Below are 20,612 nucleotides of genomic sequence, written 5' to 3'. Positions count from 1 at the left end.
GCAACCTCGTTATTGTCCCGGCGAAATCTGCGGGCGCGCGACGGCGCCGCGCTCGCGCCTGAGCGCCAGGATGACGACCATCGCCAGTACGTAGGACACCGCCACGAAGAAGTAGGTGTATTGCAGACCGACGCTGTCGCTCAACCAGCCGCCCATGGCAATGCCGGCAATCGAAGAAAACTGCGTCGTGCTTTGTGCGATGCCCAGAACGTAGCCCTGATAGAGACCGTCAGCCGCCCGCGAAATCAGCGACATCAGGACCGGGGTCGTGGCGCCGAGCAGAACACCCCACACAAAATGAATCGCGGTGAACACGCCGACGTTGCGCGTGAGCCCTGCCGCCAGCGTCAGGCCGGCGCAGACGAGCGCGATGAACGTCATCCTGCGCAGCGCGTCCGGCAGCGTCCTGTGCTCGAAATAGCGGGCCCAAAGCGAGGCGGATACGACAAAGCCCAACGACAGCATGCCGTAGCACAGACCCACCACCCAGTTGCCCACGCCGAACATCGAACTCACGTAGAGCGAGAACGGTGTCTGGGTGATCGTGCGGCTCACGAGCAAAATACCGACCACCCCGAGCAAGCCGGGAATCGGCGACGAACGCCACGAGAACCGCGCACCGGACGCAGCCGCCGTGCCGCTCGCCGGATCGGTTGCCGGCACGCGCTTCGACACCGGCACATCGGGCAGAATCAGCGCCACGGCCGCAACACAGCACACGCACAGAACGGCGGCAGCGATGTTGATCCAGAAGAACGTCGCGTGATCGAGAATCAGACCGCCGGAGACTGCACCGGCTAACGAGCCCAGATTGGTCGAGACCTGCAGATACGCAAACAGCCGCGCCCGGCGCAACGGAGACTCGATGCTGACGCCATAGGTTTGCGCCGGCGCGATGTAGCCCGCGCACGCGCCTTGTACGAATCGCAGCGCGAGGATCGTCCAGACATCCGCGGCAAAGGCCAAGGCCAATTGCGTGAGCGACAGCCCGAGCAAGGCGCGGATCATCATCAGCTTGTGCCCGGTGCGATCGCCGACGCGGCCCCAGAACGCACTCGTCAGCATGATGCCCAGCATGGGCCCCACATAGACCGCGACGCCGGCAAAGCCGAACTCGAAGCTGGACGTGCTGAGCGCTTTCAGATGGATCGGCCAGAACGGGCCGCTCATCTCCATGGCGCCCATGGAGACGAGCTGAATCACGAATAGCACGTGAATCAGGCGCGCCGCGCGATCCGGTGCGACGGTGACATGCGTCATCGATCAACCCTCGTTGCGCGCCGGCAGCAGCGGATTGGGCAGATGATGCTGAAGCCGGTAGTCCGAATACTTGAGCAGATGCATTCGCAGTACCGAGCGCGTCGGCCAGGGATGGTCAAGGAACGCTACCCGCTCGGCCTGCCACAGCGCGTCGGAAACACGCGGCGCGAAGGCGTCGAAGGTGCGGCCCGTTTCTTCGCGCAGAATCTCCCACAAGCGGGATCGCGCCAGCCTATATTCCTCTGTCAGCAGCAGCGCGACTTCGTGCAGATGACACACGAAGCATGCGTCCAGCACGAAGGCTCGAACCGGCTCGATGTCCCCGTCGAAGACAGTCGGCAGAATGCCCGGATGCACGTACGGCTTGATTTCATAGCCCCGTTCGGCAAGCAGCGGAGCATAGGTCCGGCCGTCTCCGAAATCGCGAATCAACAGGCTTCGGGGCGTTCCGTCCGCGGCGAACAGCACCGACGTATTCTGCTGATGCGCCTCCAGCGCGATGCCGTAGAGCAGATAGATGCCGATCACCGGATGCGTGACGACTCGCGCATATCGGCGGAACCAGGCCTCTACCGCTTCCGCTGTCGCAGGCGTGCCGTCGTGCTCGATCAGTTCCGTGATGAGCGGTCGGCCACGCGCCGGCGAGCGGGTCAGCAAGGCGGCCACGGTGATCGGGAACAGACCGTCCGTGCGTTCGAACGCGTCCTTGCTGGCGCGATACGCAACCGACAGGTGACGTCCCGGCCGATCTTCCTGGCGCACCGCGTGTTTGTAGTGAAGCGCGACCTCTTCCGTAAATATCTCGAGCGTCTGGTCAAAGCCGTTCTCGTCGGCCAGGATGTGTTTGATGACGGTACTGACGCGCGGTCCCATATGGATCGACTTTGCCTGGAGGCTGCGCTGCTCGCTCGTCAGCCACAGCGCGACCGGCAGCTTGATGAACGGCACCGGTCCCGGCAGCCGCGGCATCATCGTACGGAACGACATGGTCGGCAATGTCACGATATCGGGGCCGTCGAGAATCAGCACGCCCTCCTCGATCTCCGACGCGTATTCGTTGCGCACGAAATGGTCGAGATGCCACGCATGGATCGGCAACGGCAGCCACTGACGTGCGTCGAGATCCCTGGCCTCCAGGCCCTCTTTCCAGCGTGCCAACAACTGAGGGAACTGCGCGGCAAACCAGTCGTGATAGCTGTCGACGTGCGGCATCCGCTCGATATACGCCATGTCCGCCCGCAGCGCGGCGATACGCACGTCGACCCTGGCGTTGAACTCCGGCGACAGCGCGGCCACCTCGGTCGCGTTCAGATCCGGCTTGCTCTTCCAGGTGGGATAGAACGGATGACCTTCGAGCGCCCCCCACTGATCGAGCAACACGGCGGCATCCCGCACGCTCATATGCTTGCGCAGGTAGTGGATCAGACCACGATCGCCGGCCGCGTCGATATGCGCGCGCAGATCCGTATCCCATGCGTCGCGATAAATACGGGCGAGCGCGTCGTTCTCGATACTGTTGGCCATGTCCGATTTGAGTCCGGCCACGCCGTCGTCGCTCGGCGCAAAATCGAAGCTCGGCCGAAGCAGGTCGATCAGTTGATCGGAACCTTCGATCGCGGTGCGCGCGCCGTTAGAGTCGATCAACGTAATAGCGCCGCGATTGATAAAGGTATCGGCCGGCGCCCGCTCGAGGTTGGCAAAGAACAGCATGGCATGCCGGTTCCAGAGCGGCAACCAGGCGCCGCCGCCCTCGGGCGCGAAGACAAGTGCGTCCGTGGCGACGATCTTCTCGGCGAACAGGCAACGAACGACGCGTCGCAGCGCATTGTGCTGCGCCGACTCGAGCGCGGTTTGCCGACGGTCCACATAGAACGCGTTATCAGGTTGCAATAGCGAAAGAGAGTTCTTCATAAGTTCCGGGCTCACGCTGGCCAGGTTTCGGGAAAGTAGTCGAGGGCGGAACTGCGCAGGCCGTCCATATAGGACACGTTCCAGTGAAAGATTTCTTCGATGTGAGGCAAGCGCATCTCGAGACGTCTGGCCATCTCGACCAGCAATGCGAGGCCAAAAGCCACGTCCTCATGAAATGCGCGGCTCTCCTTATCGATCAGGTATCCGCTGCGATCTCCAGTCGGGATCAGCGGGGCCTCGATCGCGTCGTAGGCCTGATTGGTGCGCAACACCGATAGCATCGTACCGTGGTCGCGAATCTGATCGTCGTACGCCTCGATGATTTCCTGCTTCAACGGCTTGATCGACGATAGATCCACACCCAGCCGCTGCTCGACAGCCTTGCATAGCATGCGGCTCTCTTCGTCGCTGCGTTCGAGGAAATACGCGCCGAGTTCGGGGCAATCGGTCCACCAGCACAGCCGCGTAGAAAACGCCTTGTCGTGCCATTGCCCGTAGGGTCCGATCAGTCCGTAGATCACCGAACTGTGCATGATCGGATTGCCGGGCGTCAGGGTGATTTCCAGAAAATCGTCCAGCAATTCGACGGGCGATGCGTAGAGCCTTTTCAGGTGCGTGAGCAACGCAGCGCGCGCCGCTTCCGTTTCGCGTGCGTGAGTGCCGACGTACAGCGTGCTCTTCGCGCCGCCCATTCTGATCGACACGCCGGGCTGTAAATCGAAAGCGGTATGCGCCACGTCCTTCATGCCCCAGATGACGGCATTGGGTCGTGCCGCCAATGCGCGCTCGGCGAGCCAGTCGAAGCCGCAGAAACCCGGAATCGCGCCGACGTAGACGGGTTTGTCGGCCGGCAAATGCGGTGCGATCGCGTTTAGCAGCGCCGGCCTGACGTGGGCGGGCACGGTGATGATGACAACATCCGCGTCGGCGAGCGCCGTGGCCGGCTCACTCGTGACGGCGTCGAGACGGGCGGCGCACGTCGTGCCATCCGGCATCCATGCCGTGATGCCGTTCTCGCTGCGGCGATAGCGGTCGATCACCTCTTGACTGCCCGTCAGCAGCGAAACACGCACACCGGGAATCTGTTTGAACAACACGGCGGCGAGATGGCCGGTTCGACCACCGCCGCAAATGACCACGTTGAGCGGCAACACGGCGTTCTCCTTCGTCGCCGTCATACCGCGTGCAACCGCGGCAATTCGCGCGGCGTCTCGACAAAGCTTTCCTGGCCGAACCAGCCGTCGAGCCGATCCCAGATTTGCGGGTCGAGCAGATCGCGCTCCTTCAGCCAGCTCTCGCTGAAGACCGTATGCAAATACTTCTCTCCACCGTCAGCCACGGCGGCCACCACATTGCCGCCGATCAGGCCGCTATGGATGAATTCGAGCGCCTTATAGATCACGCCGCCGGTCGATCCGCCGACCAGCAGCCCTGTGCGCTTGGCCATGTAACGGGCCGTCTCGAACGCCTGCGCATCGGAGACCTGCACGCCCATGTCGATACAGCTGTAGTCGAGCACGAGACCCACCGTGTCGCCCGCCGGCGTGCCAGTGCCAGACTGATAATAGGCATGCCCCGGTTGGCCGAATACGATCGATCCGTCCGGTTCGACGGCAATCGTTTTCGTTTTGGGGTTGTGCACTTTCAGCCCGCGAGCGATGCCGGTCATCGACCCGCCCGTGCCGACGCAGCCAACATACGCATCGACACCGCCAACCTCGCCGATGACTTCCCGGACGAAATCCGAATAGCCTCCCGCGTTGGCCGCGTTGTCCGATTGATTCATGAACACGGCGCCTGGAATCTCGCTGGCCAGTTCGGCTGCGAGGCGCTGCCGCTCCACCACCGCGACCTCGTCCTCGCGATAGGTGCCTTCGACATAGCGGATCTCCGCGCCGAGCGCGCGCATCACCGCGATCTTGTCCGGCGCGGCATGGTGATCGACTACCGCAATGAATCGCAGTCCGAACTCCACGGCCGCGATCGCGAGGCCGATACCCGTATTCCCGGAAGACGACTCCACCACTACACCACCGGCGCTGAGCCGCCCCGACTTGAGCGCCGCAACGATCATGTTGCGGGCCATGCGGTCCTTGATGCTTCCGCCCGGGTTGTTCTTCTCGATCTTCAGCAGCAGCCTGGCATTCTTTGCTGGAATGGAAATGCTGAGAATCGGCGTGTTACCGATCAGGTCGGTCACTTTATTCAAAATCATTCCGGTACTCCATTCGATCGTCAGGTGAAATCTGCATGCCGCCCGCGGCGTCGTAGACCACGGAAATCCTGCGCGGCATGGGATGGCGGTGAAATTCGTTTTCGAGCATGTCCATCTGGTAGCCCGCGGTGTTGGCATACACCAGGAGGTCGCCCGCTTTCGGCCTCCTTTGAAAATGAATCAGGCGATTGGTGATGACGTCTTCGTCGAGACAACTGTGTCCGGCAATCCAGGCGCGTACCGGTTGCCCATCGTCCTCGCTGTCGACCTGTGCCGGCACGAGGATTGGGTCCACCAGGTACTCGGAGGCGAACCACGTTTCGCACGCGCTGAAACTGCTGCCTTCCGCGAAAATGACAACCTGGTCCGCCGCCAACGACTTGACGCGCGTGATCCGGAAAACGGAGATCGCGGCCTGATCGGCGAGGCTCCGCCCAGGCTCGATGGCCAGAGTCAGTTGCATCGCGTTGAGATACCTGGCAACTGACAGGCCGTCGGCACACGGCGCCTGGAGAAACCGGTCCAGCCACTCACACGCGCCGACCGGGCCGCCGTACGGATAGAACGACGCGGGCACCTTGCCATTACGGTAGTCACTACTGTGCTGCGCACGCAAAAACGCCCCGTACGCTTCGCTCTCTATGTACTGAACAGGCAGGCCGCCGCCGATGTCGAGGATCGTCGGCGCGAGGCCCATATCGCGCGCGGCGACCACGAAGCGGGCGAGTTCACGCACGGCCTGCACTCGCGATTCATGACCGTAGCCGCCGAGATGGAAATGAAAGCCCTCGAACAGGAACCGATCCTTTAACCCGGTCAGACGCCGCAGGCATGCCAGCAGGTCGTCGGCGCCCATGCCGAAGCGGCTCGTTGCGCACGTGGCGGGCCGATAGCGCAACAGCACCCGCGTCGGGCGATCCAGCCCGATCTCACGGACAAGCGCGTCGAGATCGTTGAACTCCTCGACGGAGTCGACCGCGATCAACGCGCCATTGGCGATAAGCGCTGCGTGAAAAACCCGGGTTTTGGCGGGACCCGTGGCACAAAGCCTGGCTGGTTCGATTCCAGCCCGCAGCGCATCGCGCATTTCATAGATGCTGGAGACATCCACGCCGACGGCAGCTTCGACGGCCACGCGCACCAGACCCAGCGACTTGTTGACCTTCGCGCCGTAGTAGATCTCAGACCGGACGTTGTGCCGGTTCAGCACGGTGCGAAAGGCTTCGACGTTTCGCCGCAGCATGTCCGGCCATACAATATTGAGCGGCGAACCATACTGCCCAACCAGCTTCAGCAACGTGCCTTGCGAATCGAAGACGAGGCTGGAAATGGCTGGATCGAGAAGCGGTTGCAGCACATCCGCTTCATCAACCTCGCCACAATCGCTTCGTTCTGCCTGGAGTAACGTAGTGTCTGGCATTTGCGTCATGATTGACCGGTTTAGAAATCCACGGAAGCCGACAGAAAGATAGTGCGCGGTGCACCCAGCGAAATCGTTCCGTACGAGGCGACACCTGACCAGTACTTGCGGTCGAACGCGTTGAGCAAGCCGGCCCGAACGGTGGTTGATTTGCCGTACAGCCTGGTCTGGTAGCGCGCGCCCAGGTCCACCGTCGTCCAGGACGGTACGGACTGAGTGTTCGCCTGATTGACGTATTCGCGACCGGTGTAATTGACGCCGCCCGTCAGCGTGAAACCGGGTACCCACGGCAAGTCCCATTCGGTGCCGACATTGGCCATCCACGTCGGTACGCCTACAGGCCGGTTACCCACCGTCGCGGCACTGTTGGTCTTCGTGAGCGTGGCGTCCAGCAGCGTCACCCCGCCCAGCAGGCGGACGCCCTTCAGCGGCTCGCCGGATACGTTCAGTTCCAGCCCCTGATTGCGCTGCTCGCTATCGACCGAATAGACGGTGCCGTACAACTGGCCGCTCGGCTTGGTGATCCTGAAGGCAGCCAGGGTTGCCAGCACGCCGCTCATATCGAGCTTGACGCCGACCTCTTCCTGCTTCGTCTTGTAGGGCGCGAAAACCTGGCCCGCGTTCGACGCGGTTGTGGGGGCGATATCGCCTTTGCTGAGACCTTCGATGTAGTTGGCGTAGAACGACACGTTTTGCCACGGCTTCACGACAACGCCGACGAGCGGCGTGGTGGCACTCTCGTTGTACGACGATGTCCGCGCCCCCGTGGTCGCGCTGAAGTTGTCGGACTGGACGTGCTGTTGACGCACACCGAGCGTCAATTGCAGTCGTTCGTTCAACATGCTCATGGTATCGGCCAGGGCCACACCCGAAAGCGTCGAAGCCGAAAGCTTGGGTACGCTCGTCGGCACACTCACGTTTTGCTCCGGACTCGCGATCGGCGAATAGATGTTCGACAGGATCGCTTTACCGGAATTGCTCGCACTCGCGATGCGGTCCTGATAGACGTTCGCCTGCAGCACCACGGCATGTTTGACTGCACCGGTACTGAACTGGGTGCGTACGCCCGTGTCCGCGGTCGAGCGGTTGATCTGGAATTTCCAGTTCTGCGGCGTGGCCGTGGTGTCGCCCGCTGAATTCAGAATGGTCGGCGTCTGATCCGAAAGCCGCGAGACATCCGATTTCGTGCCGCCCGCGTCGGCAAATACGGTGACGTGATCGTTGACGTCGTATTCGGCATGCAGCAACGTCGACGTGTCATTGGATTTCCACCAGCCCCAGGACTGGGTAACGTTGCGGCGGCCGTCCGGCGCACTGGGCACCTGTATGCCCGATGCCACGAGGAATGGGCGCGTCGGTGCGTCGACCCATTGATACTGTTCGATCACGTCGAGCGAAGCGCGGAACCGCTCGCCCTGGTAATCGAGCGACAACGCCCCCACCTCGGCGCGCGACTTCTGGTTGTCGAGCGGCGTGCTGCCTTGACGGTGCAAGCCATTGAACCGGATGCCGAACTGACGCTCACTGCCGAAACGGCGGCTCAGATCGATCGCCTCGCCCACCTGGGAATCCGACGCATAGTCGAGCGTGACGCGGGTCAAATCCTTGTTCAGCGGGCGCTTTGGCACCACGTTGATCACACCGCCGACACCACTGTTCGGCGACATTCCATACAGCAGCGCGGCCGGCCCCTTGAGCACCTCGACGCGCTCCAGATACTCCGTGAACAGATGGTAATTGGGCGAAACGCCATACACACCGTCGAACGCGACCTCGCTCAGATTCCCTTCATTGACCGGAAAGCCGCGAATGAAGAACGAATCGGTCACGCCACCGATCTGCCCGGTAAACCGCGTGGATGGATCCTTGTTCAACACTTCAGCCAGCGTCACCGCCTGCTGGTCTTCCATCCGCTTCGAGGTGTAGTCGCTGACGCTGAAAGGCGTATCCATCACGCTCTTGTTGCCCAGCAGTCCTACACGTCCGTCACGTGCCAACTGGCCGCCCGCGTAGGTTTGGGGAAAATCGCTGCCCGATTCTGCATTGACCGTCACGGCGGGCAATTCCTTCGTGTCCTTGCTGACTTCCTGGGTAGTCCCGATTTGCGCTTGCGCGTAGGCAGAAGTGCCCAAACCCGTTGTCAGCGCTCCTGCAAATGCAAGGCGCACGGACAAAGCCAGCGGGTTGAAACGGTCGGCCGGCGGCTCGAACGGTGAAGCGGATGACCGGCGGGCAATGCGACAAAGGCGGGATAGCATGTTGATTACGTTCGTGTTTTTGTTAAGGAAATCGGTTCCGATGGCAAGCTTTCGATTTTGTTAACATTAACGCGAATGAGAACGATTCGCAATATAATTTGTAGGAAAAATCTTATTCGCACTGTGCAGGGGCTTTGTCAGGGTGCGGAGCCCGTGCCGTAAGAGTGCACGATGAAGGAACCGAAGTCGCTCTATCACGGCCTCCGTTTTCCGGCCGTGGTCATCAGTTGCGCCGTGCGCTGGAGTTTTCGCTTTCAGTTGAGCTTGCGCGACATCGAGGAACGGCTCTTCGAGCGCGTTGTGACCGTGACATACTCCCCGAAGGAAGTCCCCTTGGGGGATGAGACGATCCGACGCTGGTGCGGCAAGTTTGGTAAGGGCTTTGCTCACCGGGTGAAAGCGGTGCGACGCAAGCCGGGCAGTACGTGGCACCTCGACGAGATGTTCGTCCGCTACATGATTATCAAGGCTATCTCGCCGGATAAAAAAACGCCAACCCGTAGGGGTTGGCGTTTTGCTTGGGGTATTGCTGGTATCAGAACTGGTTCATGGTGTTGTCTTTACCCGCCGCTTTCAGGGCCGCTTCGCCGCTGAAATACTCCTTGTGGTCGTCGCCGATGTCCGAGCCGGACATGTTCTGGTGCTTGACGCAGGCGATGCCCTGACGGATTTCCTTACGCTGCACGCCAGCCACATAACCCAGCATGCCCTGGTCGCCGAAGTATTCGCGGGCCAGGTTGTCGGTCGACAGCGCGGCGGTGTGGTAGGTCGGCAGCGTAATCAGGTGGTGGAAGATACCTGCTTCGCGCGCCGCGTCGGCCTGGAAGGTGCGGATCTTTTCGTCGGCGGCGATCGCCAGTTCGGTCTGATCGTATTCCACGCTCATCAGCTGCGCGCGGTCGTATGCTGACACATCCTTGCCTGCGGCCTTCATCGCGTCATACACCTGCTGGCGGAAGTTCAGGGTCCAGTTGAACGACGGGCTGTTGTTGTACACGAGCTTGGCGTTCGGGATTACTTTGCGAATCTCGCTGACCATGCCGCCGATCTGGGCGATATGCGGCTTTTCGGTTTCGATCCACAGCAGGTCAGCGCCGTTTTGCAGCGCGGTGACGCAATCCAGCACGCAGCGCGCTTCGCCCGTACCGGCGCGGAACTGGAACAGATTGCTAGGCAGGCGTTTGGGACGCAGCAGCTTGCCATCGCGCTTGATGATGACGTCACCATTGCCCAGTGCGTCGGCCGATATTTCGTCGCAATCGAGGAAGGAATTGTATTGGTCGCCCAAGTCGCCCGGCGTGTTGGTCACGGCGATCTGCTTGGTGAGGCCGGCGCCCAGCGAGTCGGTACGGGCCACGATGATGCCGTCGTCCACGCCCAGTTCCAGGAATGCGTAGCGGATGGCGCGAATCTTGGCCAGGAAGTCCTCGTGCGGCACGGTGACTTTGCCATCCTGATGGCCGCACTGCTTCTCGTCGGACACCTGGTTTTCGATCTGAATGCAGCACGCGCCCGCTTCGATAAATTGCTTGGCCAGCAGGTAGGTTGCTTCGGCGTTGCCGAAACCCGCGTCGATGTCGGCGATGATCGGCACGACGTGGGTGACGTGGTTGTCGATTTTTTCCTGGATGGCGGCCTTGGCAGCACCAACGGCCGCGTCCAGCTGACGGAACAGGCCGCCCAGTTCACGGGCGTCGGCCTGGCGCAGGAAGGTGTACAGCTCGCGGATCAGCGCGCTAACGGAGGTTTTTTCGTGCATCGACTGGTCCGGTAGCGGACCGAACTCGGAGCGCAGCGCGGCGACCATCCAGCCGGAGAGGTAAAGGTAGCGACGGTCGGTGTTGTTGAAGTGCTTCTTGATGGAGATCATCTTCTGCTGGCCGATGAAGCCGTGCCAGCAGCCCAGCGACTGGGTGTATTTGGACGAGTCGGCATCGTAGGCGGCCATGTCGGCGCGCATGATCCTGGCGGTGTACCTGGCGATGTCCAAGCCCGTTTTGAACTTGTTCTGAGCACGCATGCGTGCGGCAGATTCGGGATTGATTGCATTCCACGCGCTGCCTTGTTTCTCCTTCAAACCAGCAACTGCCTTGATGTCGTCTTGATATTGAGTCATGTGTATCTCCTAAGAGCAAAGCGCATTTGAAAACGAGTTGGGTGTGCCGCTACGTATGTCGAAGCGAACTGCATGACTGAATAGTAGCGCCGTTTGATGCGTTTTAGTGAAGTCTTATATAAGACATAAGACATAATTTATTCTTATTTTTCAATGAGATACGCATGTTTTTTTGCAATGCAAAACATGTTTTCACGCGACGAAAAAATGATGCTGCGAAAATTCGAAGTGAATCCCGCAATGTGAAACGCGCTTTCGGTTGTTGGAGGCCGGACAAGCACGGATGGCTTGAGCAACGATTGCTAGCGGGATAATTTTGTAGACGTCGGTTTCGACGAACCGACGTTCCAACGCTCTGCGCCGCCGACGGTTCACCGCCGATCGAGCGATGCACATTCCGCACGACCAACGACACCAGCGCGCACAAAGAATGATTACGTCACGGTCAAAGTGAATGCATGCCAGCGGTTCGCTCCGGGCAATTGCGGAAACGCGAACCCATTCGGAATACACAATCACCGACACTGAATTCATACTGACCTGGGGACCTTTCCAAAGCTGGGAACCGCAACGGCACGCATGTTGCCTTTTTCAGTGACGCCCAGCGCGTGGGCGCGGCGTACGCAGGCTTCCCGATAGCCGATTAGCCGATTCCCTGCACGTCGCCACGTACGCGCACTGGCCGGGTCTCAAGCGGTTCGTCCTTATCGCCAGATTCCATGGGTGTACTCCGTTGCGTGTTGATATCTGCGAACAACTTTCCGCATTGCGGTCTACCCAGAGATATGCACAACGTTATGCTACCGGCACGCGTCGCGCTACCGCCCTCACTGGATCAGCTCACCGTCGTCCATGAGTGTGTCGATGAGTGGCACGACACCCTGCCTTTCAACGTCGAGCAGCGCTGTATCAGCGTTGCCAACACTGCTTCCAGCATGGACGAATCCTGGATGCGCTTGCGCACATCGACCAGCTTGTGTTCGGCGTTAGCGCTGCGCGACCCAACTCAAAAGTCGATGACCGTACCGACGGCAAACGACGATGCCACGCGCATCGTAGGCATGTCGAGAACGACGAGCCGGTCGTTTCCCTCGCATGCGATGAAGGCCAGTCTATGGTCTGCATCTATCAGCAGCCCGTGGTTGCCCTTAGCGCCCAGTACATCGATTTTCCCGACTATCTGGTCAGTAGCCGGGTCTATTTCAAACAGCTGATTTCTCGTCTGGACGTTGACAAAAATGTGCTTCGAGGCAGGGTCATACTGGGGTTTTGCCAGCCTCTCCGCCGAGCGGGATTGTTCCAGTCCGCCGGTTTCGCGTCACATCAACGACCGTGACGGTGCCGCCGGTCTTATCCGATACATAGAGCTTGTGCGCGCCAGGCACGTAGGTCATGCCGTCCGGATATACGCCTGCAGGTATACGAGCCATTATTCTCAGTGTCGCCATGTCGATGACGACCACCTCATTTTCCCTGGTAGCGGATGCATAGACCCGTCGGACCGTTTTAGACTGACGCAAGTGTGACAATCGCGAGTGCTGCAACAGCGAAGGCTCGCAGCGTCGATGACGTGCCCGACAGGACCATGATGTCACTCCGACGCCATCGTTCCTATGCGGCCGGCGGCCAGCCGTGCGTTTCGCTCTGGCAATCGCGACACCACGCGTAGAGTGCGTCGTACATCACCATGCCATGCGAAAGCATCTCGTGGTCGTCCTCAAAGATTCGCGATAGACCCAGCGATAAGGCCAAGAAGGTGTAGTGGAGTTCAACGGTGCGTGCGTCAATGACCGGTTCAAGCGCATCGTAGGCAAAGGGCAATGGCGCTGCGGCGTATTTGCCATCCGCGTCTGTCAGCTTATCGATGTAGCCGGTCTCCTCTGCGGCATGTGCAGTTTGTGCCTGTGCCAGCATGATTCCCGCACCAACAGCGGCCGAGTTATGCAGGAAGTTACGACGAGTTGCCATGATTGCTTTCCTCGCAGACTGTGAACACAACTACCCTTAGATGCCGTGTGAATGAATCAGCGGATAGACAACAAGACCGAACAAGGCCGCTGCGACGACGACAACCGGCTCCTGCAACTTCTTGAAGCGCCACAGGAGCAGCACGGTCGCGATGGCAAGTGCCACAGTGGGAACGTCAATGAGCGACCGCTTGGCGATAACCAGTACGGAACCCGTAATGGCACCAACGGCGGCGGCTGTGATGCCGTCGACGAACGCCTTGACAGCCGGCAGCTTTCCGTATTTTTTGAAGTACGGCGCTGGCAGTACTGTGAACAGATAACAGGGAAGGAAAGTCCCCAGCGCAGCGACACAAGCGCCAGAAAAACCAGCGACCAGAAATCCAATGAAGCCGACCGTGATAACAACTGGGCCAGGCGTAATCATCGCGACCGCAACAGCATCGACAAACTGACGGTCATTCAGCCAGTGGTGTTCGGTCACGACGCCGCCATACAGGAACGGCACGATGGCAAGACCGGAACCGAAGACGAATGCGCCGGCTTTCGCGAAAAATAGTCCTAACTGTCCGAGCAGTGGAAGGTCCAGGCCGCTGAGCACGCCACTCATCGTCGGCAGGTATCCCGCAGCAAGTCCGTGCATGGAACCTTTGGTGAGCCACTTCGGTGGAGCGCGCCTTAACCACCCGATAACCCCTGCTGCAATGAAGAGCCACGCAATCTCGGACTCCGTGATGAACGTGACGGCGGCCAGCGTCAGGAAAATCGCCCACAGGAGCTTGTCCGAACCGACTGTTTTTGTCGTTAGCTTGTAGGCGCTCATCGCGATGATGCCGACGACAGCCGCTCCCACGCCGTAGAACACCGCCTGCATCCACGACAGGCCGCCAAAGTGGGCATATGCCCAGCCGAGCGCCACCACCATCAGGAATGAAGGGATGACGAACGCAAGGCCGACGAGAGTGGCACCCAACACCCGGAAGTGCACATATCCGAGATAGATGGCAAGTTGCGCGGCCATCGGACCCGGCGCCAGTTGCGCCAGTGCTATCCCTTCCTTGTAGTCTGCTTCGCTAATCCAGCCCAGTCGTTCAACGAGGTCGCGGCGCATGTAGCCGGCCAACGCAACAGGGCCGCCGAAGCCAATGGTGCCGAGACGTAGCATGTAGCGGACGAGCTGACCCAACGTATAGGTGGGTGCGGCGTGCGTGACTGTGCTCACGGACGTTTCCCGGCGTCAGTCTTCCCGGTTGCTGCAAAGTGCGCGAGCAGCGAATCGAGGACATTGCTCATCTCTGCGAGCATTTCGTCGTCGGTCAACGCACGCGCTTTTGCCCCCGCCATCACTGCTTCGAAACCGATGGCTTCCGGTACAACCGGGCCGCCAATATCAAGCGCGTGCACCATCGTGCCAAGCTTGAGCAGCCCCGGTTCGTCTTCAAGGTTGAAGCTGGCTACCAGTACCTCGAAGGTCACGCGCTCGCCGACGTGCGTAAATGCAGCGCCATCGAAGTCGAAGCCCAACGCATCAGCTGGGCACTCGCCCGGCGACGCGAGCCACAGGAACTGTGCCCGGAAATCAATAAAACGCCGGATGAGCCACGCGCTGGCGACGCGGTCGACCCACAGCCGTTGACGGGTTGCCCAGGTCCGGCCCTGGTGGTCTTCGCGACGTAGTACGGGAATTGCGCCTTCGGCCGGATGAGGCTCCCCCGGCGACAGGACAGTGTTCGCCAGTGCGACAAAATCCTGCCAGGCGGCCTCGGCTCGAGTGGATGCCTCGTTACGGAAGAAATCGATACTGGAAATCGCCTCGAAATCTTTGCCAGTACGGCGTAAAAGCCGGGTGATTTCAGCCGGAGAGAGGTCCGACAGCGTCTTTCTCGCATCGGCAAGCGACCGCACGAAAGCACCGTAGTCGTCTGCTCTGTCGAACAGGGACCGGAATTCGGCTTCCTGGTCTGCGTCCCGACTCGGTGCCCGCACCAGATGAGCCGCTCCGCCGGCTTCGCCGATGCTCGCTCCGAGTTCCAGCAATTCAGCTTCGGCGGCGCTGGTCGCGGGCAGCAGGTAGACCCCGTCCCGTAAGACAGCGCAGCCTTTCGCCTTTAGGGCGCGCCAGAAGCGCATCCGGGCCGTGGCGTTATCAGTCGGCAGCGTCAAGACGAGGAGGAGCCAGTCATTCAGTGAGTTCATGTTGTATACGTTACAACATGGTAGTGAACTCTACAAGAATGAAATTGTGAGGGAGAGCGGCGCCGTTGAAATACTGGTCAGTCCATAAATTGATATACCCCTCTACCCTATATTAGCTATACTCCCCCACGGTATATAGGAGGTCATCGATGAGCCACACCATTCGCGAGAAACAGAAACTGCTCAACCGCGTCCGCCGTATCAAAGGACAGGTTGAAGCCATCGAGCGAGCGCTCGAGCAGGAGCAAGGATGCGTCGACGTGCTGCAACAAATTACGAGCTGCCGTGGGGCGATGAACGGCCTGCTGGCGGTCGTGCTCGAAGACCATATCCGCAGCCATCTCGTCGATGCGGAAACTCACGACGAGCCAGCCGGCAGTGCAACCGAGCAACTCATCGAGGTTGTTCACAGTTACTTCAAGTAGAGCAGAACATGAGTGATTTCAGGAACGCCGCGTTTGGCGCAGGACATGACCACATCTTTCTGGGTGCTGGTCATGAAAAGAATGAGCGGAAGACGTGGGCCGTGATTGCACTGTGCAGCGCGATGATGCTGGTTGAAATCGTCGGCGGCAGTATGTTCGGCTCGCTTGCGCTGGTCGCCGATGGTCTGCACATGTCGACGCATGCCGGCGCGATGCTGATTGCAGCCCTCGCGTACACCTACGCGCGCAAGCACGCCACCGACTCCCGTTTCGTATTCGGTACCGGTAAGCTCGGCGACCTCGCAGGGTTCACGAGTGCCATCGTACTCGCGATGATTGCAGTGCTGATTGGCTACGAGGCGGTGTCGCGCTTTCTATTGCCGGTACCCATTCACTTCGGCGAAGCGATTCCTATCGCGGTGGTCGGCCTGCTGGTTAACCTGGCAAGTGTGTGGCTGTTGAGCGGCGGCGACCACGGCCATAGCCATGGTCATAGCCATGGTCATAGCCACGGACACGGCCATGGTCACGACGACCATGCTCATGAAGACGAGGTGCAGAAGATTTTTGCGCCATCCGGCGTGTTTGCCGTTTCCATCTTCGAAGATGACGTGCCGCCCGTTTTCCGGATTACACCTACGACGGAGGGTTCGCGACTGGGCGCTTCGACCGTGTCCGTTACCACGGTGCGACCTGATGGGAGGCAACAGGTATTCACGCTGGCGGACCGTGGCAGCTATCTGGAATCGAAGGAGGACATTCCTGAGCCGCACGCCTTCAAAGCCATCGTGCGGATGCCGGGAGGCGAGCACGAAGTCGAATTCGAGGAACATGAGCACCACGACGACGCGCACGAAGCAGCGACCCGCGACCACAACATCCGGTCGGCCTACATTCACGTGATGGCGGATGCGGCGGTCTCCGTGCTGGCTATCATCGGCCTCTTACTGGCACGCGCATTTGGCTGGCTCTGGATGGACCCGCTGGCGGGTGTCATCGGCGCGCTAGTGATTGCAAACTGGTCGTACGGCTTGATGCGAGACACGGGCGCAATCCTGCTCGACATGAACTCCGACCGACGTATGGCGGAGAACGTGCGGAACGCTATTGAGGACCGTGGCGACAAGGTCGTCGACCTGCATGTATGGCGGGTAGGTCCAGGTCACATGAGTGCCGTGGTGTCGGTGGCAACGGGTGAACCCCAGCGTGATTCGCGGTTCTATCACGCAGTGCTCGAGCGCTTCAAGGGGCTGTCGCATGTCACCGTTGAAGTACAACCTTCACACGCGGCGGCCTAACCCATGGCAGTCAAGTCGCCCTGCATCGATGTCTGTACCTTCGATGGCAAGACCAGATTGTGCGTCGGGTGTTTTCGCACGCTCGATGAAATTCGGGCGTGGAAGAAGATGACCGACCACCGGCGCCATCAGGTGATAAATGACCGGGCTAGGCGACAGGCCAAGCTGCAGCGGGAATCCTCAGAGTTGTCGTCAGAGTGAAGTCCAGACGCCCGGCCTGACAGAACCGCTTTCAACGAACGTGCGTTTCGGATTGGCGGGCAACTCTTCGTTTGGCTTACAAAAGGTTACAGGAGACGCCTCGCCGTTTCACCTGACGTTCGCTCCCTCATCTACCATCGACTTTGGGGGTGTATCGGCCCGCTCAGGCGGACTGTGTAACGTGAACGGAAGAGCATCATGAAACGCGCACTGGTTTTATCCGCTTTGGGAATCTGTGGTACCTGCGCCTCGGGGCTAGCGTCGGCACACGCAGACGTCAACGTCTTTCTCGGCGTGCCCGGTCCGGTATATGTAGCGCCGCCTCCCGTGGTCTATCAACCGCCTCCAGTGGTCTATGCACCGGCGCCTGTCTATGGTTACGGATATCAGGGCGAATACCGTGATGAACGTCATTGGCATGACAACGGCAAACACAAGGGCTGGTACAAGCACCACGGGGACGATGACGAACAATGAATCGTTGCGTAATCGTTATCTGATGTCGCGCAGGGTTCGAAACGGCATTGACCGTGCCCGGTTAGATGCACCGCTCGGCAACGTATTCAACTAGAAGGCGCGCATTCGGCGCAATCCCCCGCGGATAGCAAGGGCACAAAGAGTCAGCACGCAAAACCCCGCACCTGCATAAAACGTTGCGCCAGCCCCGAGCCGGTCCCACAACTCGCCCGCGACGACGCTCGCCACAAGCATCGCCAGGCCGCTCATCAAATTAAAGAAGCCAAATGCCGTACCCTTCAGGTCTGGGGGTGCGGCATGCGCAACCATCGTCGCCAGCAGTCCCTGCGTCAGCCCCATATGCAAGCCCCACAGCGCTACGCCAAGAAGGACGACCGGCCAGTGGCTTCCGTGCGCGAGTACGACATCCGACGCAATCAGCACAATAAGGCCGATGGCGAGTAGTCTGGTGTGGCTCATCGAGTCGGCCAGTTTGCCAAAGGGATAGGCCGACACGGAATACACAAGGTTCATTGCCACCATCACAAGCGGCACAAGCGCAATCGGTACACCGCCTTGCATCGCACGCAAGACGAGGAACGCCTCGCTGAATCGCGCGAGCGTGAATACCGCCCCGATGAACACCACCCACCAATAAGAGCGGCTCAGCTTTTTCAGATTTTCGAACTTCAGCGGGTTGACTCGTTTTGCGCCCGGCTGGTGTACTGGCTCCTTGATACCGACTACCAGTATCGCCACGGCGGCAAGACCCGGAATCATGGCGACCCAGAACACACGGCGAAAGTTATCTGCCCACAGCAGCATCAGCCCGACGGCGAGCAACGGTCCGAGAAACGCGCCGACCGTGTCGAGCGACTGTCGCAAGCCATAGGCGGCGCCACGCAGGTGGGCAGGTGTGATATCCGCTACGAGCGCATCGCGCGGCGCACCCCGCAGGCCCTTGCCGATTCTGTCCGCGACGCGCGCCGTCAGGACGATACCCACAGTTGGCGCGAGCGCAAATAATGGTTTGCTCAACGCGCCCATGCCGTATCCGATGACCGCCAGCCATTTCCGGTTGCCAAGGTAGTCGCTCAGGGCGCCGGAGAACATTTTCACGACAGGCGTAGTCGCTTCCGCGACGCCTTCAATGAGGCCAACCATCATCGCGCTCGCACCCAGACTCGTTACCAGGAACATCGGCAGAAGGCTGTGAATGACTTCCGACGAAATATCCATGAACATGCTGACGAAGCCGAGCATCCAGATACCACGGGGAATCTGGCTGAGCGTGCCCGCGCGCGGCGTGGAATTGGTCTGCATCTTTTCGAGATTCCAGGATTGTCGGGTCCAACAGCGGTACCGTCGTGCGTCGGCGTATCGTCGCCATAAAGCCGTGCCAATGGGGGGCCGTTCCAAGCGAACTCAACGCGTCTACGATATTTTCCGAAGCAGCTTCTCGCGCTTGTACACATAAAGAGCTGGCAGCAGGTTCGTACTGAGCAAGCCACTCCAGACTAACCCACCCAGCGTAACGATGGCCAATCCTTGTTCGGGGGCTGCGCCCTTGCCGAATCCAAGGGCGGTGGGCAGCAAACCCAGTGAAGCGGTCAACGCAGTCAGGAGAATTGGCCGGAAGCGCACGCTAACCGCGTCGCGAACGGCGTCGACCACAGAGAGTCCTTGCGCTTCGTTTCGCTTCACCAGTTGCAGCAATACGATACCGTGGGAGCGAGAGCAACGACAGCTGCGCCGCCCACATTAAGCGCGGCACGTTCGAGTTGCGGGTACAAGCCGCCAAACTTCACCTCGTAGCCCGTCGGTAGCACAAGCGTCACTAGCGCTTTCTTTGACGCAGAAATTACCTGACCGAGGGGTGCAGTGGGTGTCGCCAGTATCTCCACCGCGCGCAGTCCGTTCAGATGCCGTATGACGTTGGGTCCAGTGGTCGTGGCATTGGCGGCAACGGAGTCGTGACTGTTGCGTACTGACTTACTGGCGCACCCCGACGGACCAAGGCGCCTGCTCTCTCAGGCACTTTGCGTTTCAGCGCCAGGTCGCGGAGCGCCTCACTTGCGCTAGACTGGCTTGAGCAACCGGAAGGAGACTTGGATGATACGCAAGACGCTCAATGCTTCGCAGCTACAGCAGGAGGTCAACCGGCGAATCCATCGACTGCAGGAAATCGTCGAGGATGGCGTGAAAATTGGTGTGCCGCGCCCGCAATTGCAAGAGGCTGACAAAACAGGCTGCAACTGGAACATGACTCGCTTCGGCAACGCGGTCGGCTTCGAGCGCGACATCGAGGGCGTGCTCAAGTCTCACGCTCCCAAGGGTCCATCTGGTTTCGATGACAGGTGATGATGTGCGTACGCAGACATCCCCGAAATCAGCACTTCTCTCGTGGCTGACCGCAGTGAGATTACCGAGCGGATGCGACATGTCAATGCGACGTCAGGCCCGTTCTACGTGGCGTCTGACAAACGCACGATACTTCTTGGCCGTGTCTACTCCGAGTTTAAACTTCTCCGCCAGACCGTCCGGGCCCTTTCGAAATGAGTTGCGCCCAAACCCGTCGCACCCAATTTCTCTGCTCGTCCCGTCAGCGAGCAAACGACACCGCCGCCAGATATAGTCGGTCAGTTCCCCGAGCTGTTCTCGCTGTAGGCAACGCATAGTCACCTGACCGCGGAAAACCTTGTTTCGAACGTCGAATGCGTCGGATAGGATTGGTCGGAGTTCAGCGTACTGCGGCCCAACCATCTCCTCAATTGAAATTCTGGAGAGGTCGTTGATGCCTCGCTCGAATCCCTCAAAGTATGCCTTCCTCCTCGCCCCCAACACTCGCTTCATTTCTTCCACATGTTCAGGGCCGAAAGCCGTGGCCTG

Annotated in this window: 17 protein-coding genes and 2 pseudogenes; 6 read left to right on the top strand and 13 right to left on the bottom strand. The window is 60.0% G+C overall.

Annotation, left to right across the window (positions count from 1 at the left end):
- Positions 1–9 precede the first annotated feature (9 nt).
- From KHO23_RS11775 to KHO23_RS11750, 6 genes are all read right to left on the bottom strand, one after another.
- Positions 10–1,260 (bottom strand): MFS transporter, encoded by a 1,251-nt coding sequence (locus KHO23_RS11775; protein WP_211611243.1) that lies wholly within the window; start codon positions 1,258–1,260, stop codon positions 10–12.
- 3 nt (positions 1,261–1,263) lie between these two features.
- Positions 1,264–3,171 (bottom strand): IucA/IucC family protein, encoded by a 1,908-nt coding sequence (locus KHO23_RS11770; RefSeq protein WP_211611242.1) that lies wholly within the window; start codon positions 3,169–3,171, stop codon positions 1,264–1,266.
- Between the two features lie 11 nt (positions 3,172–3,182).
- Entirely contained in the window at positions 3,183–4,349 is a 1,167-nt protein-coding gene (locus KHO23_RS11765; protein WP_236066808.1) for an NAD/NADP-dependent octopine/nopaline dehydrogenase family protein, read from the bottom strand.
- The gene (locus tag KHO23_RS11760) at positions 4,346–5,386 is read right to left on the bottom strand and encodes a PLP-dependent cysteine synthase family protein (RefSeq protein ID WP_211611241.1); all 1,041 of its coding nucleotides are present in this window, start codon (positions 5,384–5,386) and stop codon (positions 4,346–4,348) included. Before KHO23_RS11760 ends, KHO23_RS11765 begins: the two co-directional genes overlap by 4 nt.
- The gene (locus KHO23_RS11755; RefSeq protein ID WP_236066807.1) at positions 5,373–6,743 is read right to left on the bottom strand and encodes a Y4yA family PLP-dependent enzyme; all 1,371 of its coding nucleotides are present in this window, start codon (positions 6,741–6,743) and stop codon (positions 5,373–5,375) included. Before KHO23_RS11755 ends, KHO23_RS11760 begins: the two co-directional genes overlap by 14 nt.
- 83 nt (positions 6,744–6,826) lie before the next feature.
- Positions 6,827–9,064 (bottom strand): TonB-dependent receptor, encoded by a 2,238-nt coding sequence (locus tag KHO23_RS11750; RefSeq protein WP_211611239.1) that lies wholly within the window; start codon positions 9,062–9,064, stop codon positions 6,827–6,829.
- A gap of 171 nt (positions 9,065–9,235) precedes the next feature.
- On the opposite strand from KHO23_RS11750, the pseudogene KHO23_RS11745 reads away from it, so the two are divergent.
- Positions 9,236–9,514, top strand: a pseudogene (locus KHO23_RS11745) (IS6 family transposase); the annotation flags it as partial.
- Between the two features lie 85 nt (positions 9,515–9,599).
- Here KHO23_RS11745 and KHO23_RS11740 read toward each other — a convergent pair.
- From KHO23_RS11740 to KHO23_RS11720, 5 genes and pseudogenes are all read right to left on the bottom strand, one after another.
- The gene (locus KHO23_RS11740) at positions 9,600–11,180 is read right to left on the bottom strand and encodes an isocitrate lyase (RefSeq protein ID WP_211611238.1); all 1,581 of its coding nucleotides are present in this window, start codon (positions 11,178–11,180) and stop codon (positions 9,600–9,602) included.
- A gap of 1,024 nt (positions 11,181–12,204) precedes the next feature.
- Positions 12,205–12,676 (bottom strand): annotated as a pseudogene (locus tag KHO23_RS35030) (YncE family protein); the annotation flags it as partial.
- A gap of 115 nt (positions 12,677–12,791) precedes the next feature.
- On the bottom strand, positions 12,792–13,148 hold the full coding sequence (locus KHO23_RS11730; RefSeq protein WP_236066806.1) for a chromate resistance protein ChrB domain-containing protein: 357 nt from the start codon (positions 13,146–13,148) through the stop codon (positions 12,792–12,794).
- 36 nt (positions 13,149–13,184) lie between these two features.
- On the bottom strand, positions 13,185–14,369 hold the full coding sequence (locus KHO23_RS11725; protein WP_268963887.1) for a chromate transporter: 1,185 nt from the start codon (positions 14,367–14,369) through the stop codon (positions 13,185–13,187).
- A complete protein-coding gene (locus tag KHO23_RS11720) occupies positions 14,366–15,343 on the bottom strand; it encodes a chromate resistance protein ChrB domain-containing protein (protein WP_211611236.1) in 978 nt (325 codons plus the stop codon). The genes KHO23_RS11725 and KHO23_RS11720 overlap by 4 nt, the downstream gene beginning before the upstream one ends.
- A 149-nt stretch (positions 15,344–15,492) precedes the next feature.
- On the opposite strand from KHO23_RS11720, the gene KHO23_RS11715 reads away from it, so the two are divergent.
- The 4 genes from KHO23_RS11715 (at position 15,493) to KHO23_RS11700 (ending at position 17,744) form a co-directional block, all read left to right on the top strand.
- Positions 15,493–15,768: a metal/formaldehyde-sensitive transcriptional repressor gene (locus KHO23_RS11715; RefSeq protein WP_211611235.1), complete on the top strand. Its 276-nt coding sequence runs from the start codon at positions 15,493–15,495 to the stop codon at positions 15,766–15,768.
- Positions 15,769–15,776: 8 nt separating this feature from the next.
- Entirely contained in the window at positions 15,777–17,066 is a 1,290-nt protein-coding gene (gene dmeF, locus KHO23_RS11710; protein WP_211611234.1) for a CDF family Co(II)/Ni(II) efflux transporter DmeF, read from the top strand.
- A 3-nt stretch (positions 17,067–17,069) separates the two neighbouring features.
- On the top strand, positions 17,070–17,267 hold the full coding sequence (locus KHO23_RS11705; RefSeq protein WP_211611233.1) for a DUF1289 domain-containing protein: 198 nt from the start codon (positions 17,070–17,072) through the stop codon (positions 17,265–17,267).
- 198 nt (positions 17,268–17,465) lie between these two features.
- Positions 17,466–17,744, top strand: coding sequence for a hypothetical protein (locus tag KHO23_RS11700; protein WP_211611232.1), 279 nt, complete (start codon positions 17,466–17,468; stop codon positions 17,742–17,744).
- A gap of 90 nt (positions 17,745–17,834) precedes the next feature.
- On the opposite strand, the gene KHO23_RS11695 is transcribed toward KHO23_RS11700, so the two are convergent.
- Positions 17,835–19,046, bottom strand: a complete 1,212-nt coding sequence (locus tag KHO23_RS11695; RefSeq protein WP_211611231.1) for an MFS transporter — start codon at positions 19,044–19,046, stop codon at positions 17,835–17,837.
- A 111-nt stretch (positions 19,047–19,157) separates the two neighbouring features.
- On the bottom strand, positions 19,158–19,439 hold the full coding sequence (locus tag KHO23_RS35025) for an efflux RND transporter permease subunit (protein ID WP_236066805.1): 282 nt from the start codon (positions 19,437–19,439) through the stop codon (positions 19,158–19,160).
- A gap of 396 nt (positions 19,440–19,835) precedes the next feature.
- Here KHO23_RS35025 and KHO23_RS11685 point away from each other — a divergent pair, with 396 nt between their 5' ends.
- On the top strand, positions 19,836–20,084 hold the full coding sequence (locus KHO23_RS11685) for a hypothetical protein (protein WP_211611230.1): 249 nt from the start codon (positions 19,836–19,838) through the stop codon (positions 20,082–20,084).
- Positions 20,085–20,612: the final 528 nt, after the last annotated feature.

Source organism: Paraburkholderia haematera, from assembly GCF_905220975.1.
GTDB classification, from domain to species: domain Bacteria; phylum Pseudomonadota; class Gammaproteobacteria; order Burkholderiales; family Burkholderiaceae; genus Paraburkholderia; species Paraburkholderia haematera.
This window is presented reverse-complemented; position numbering and strand designations above follow the sequence as displayed.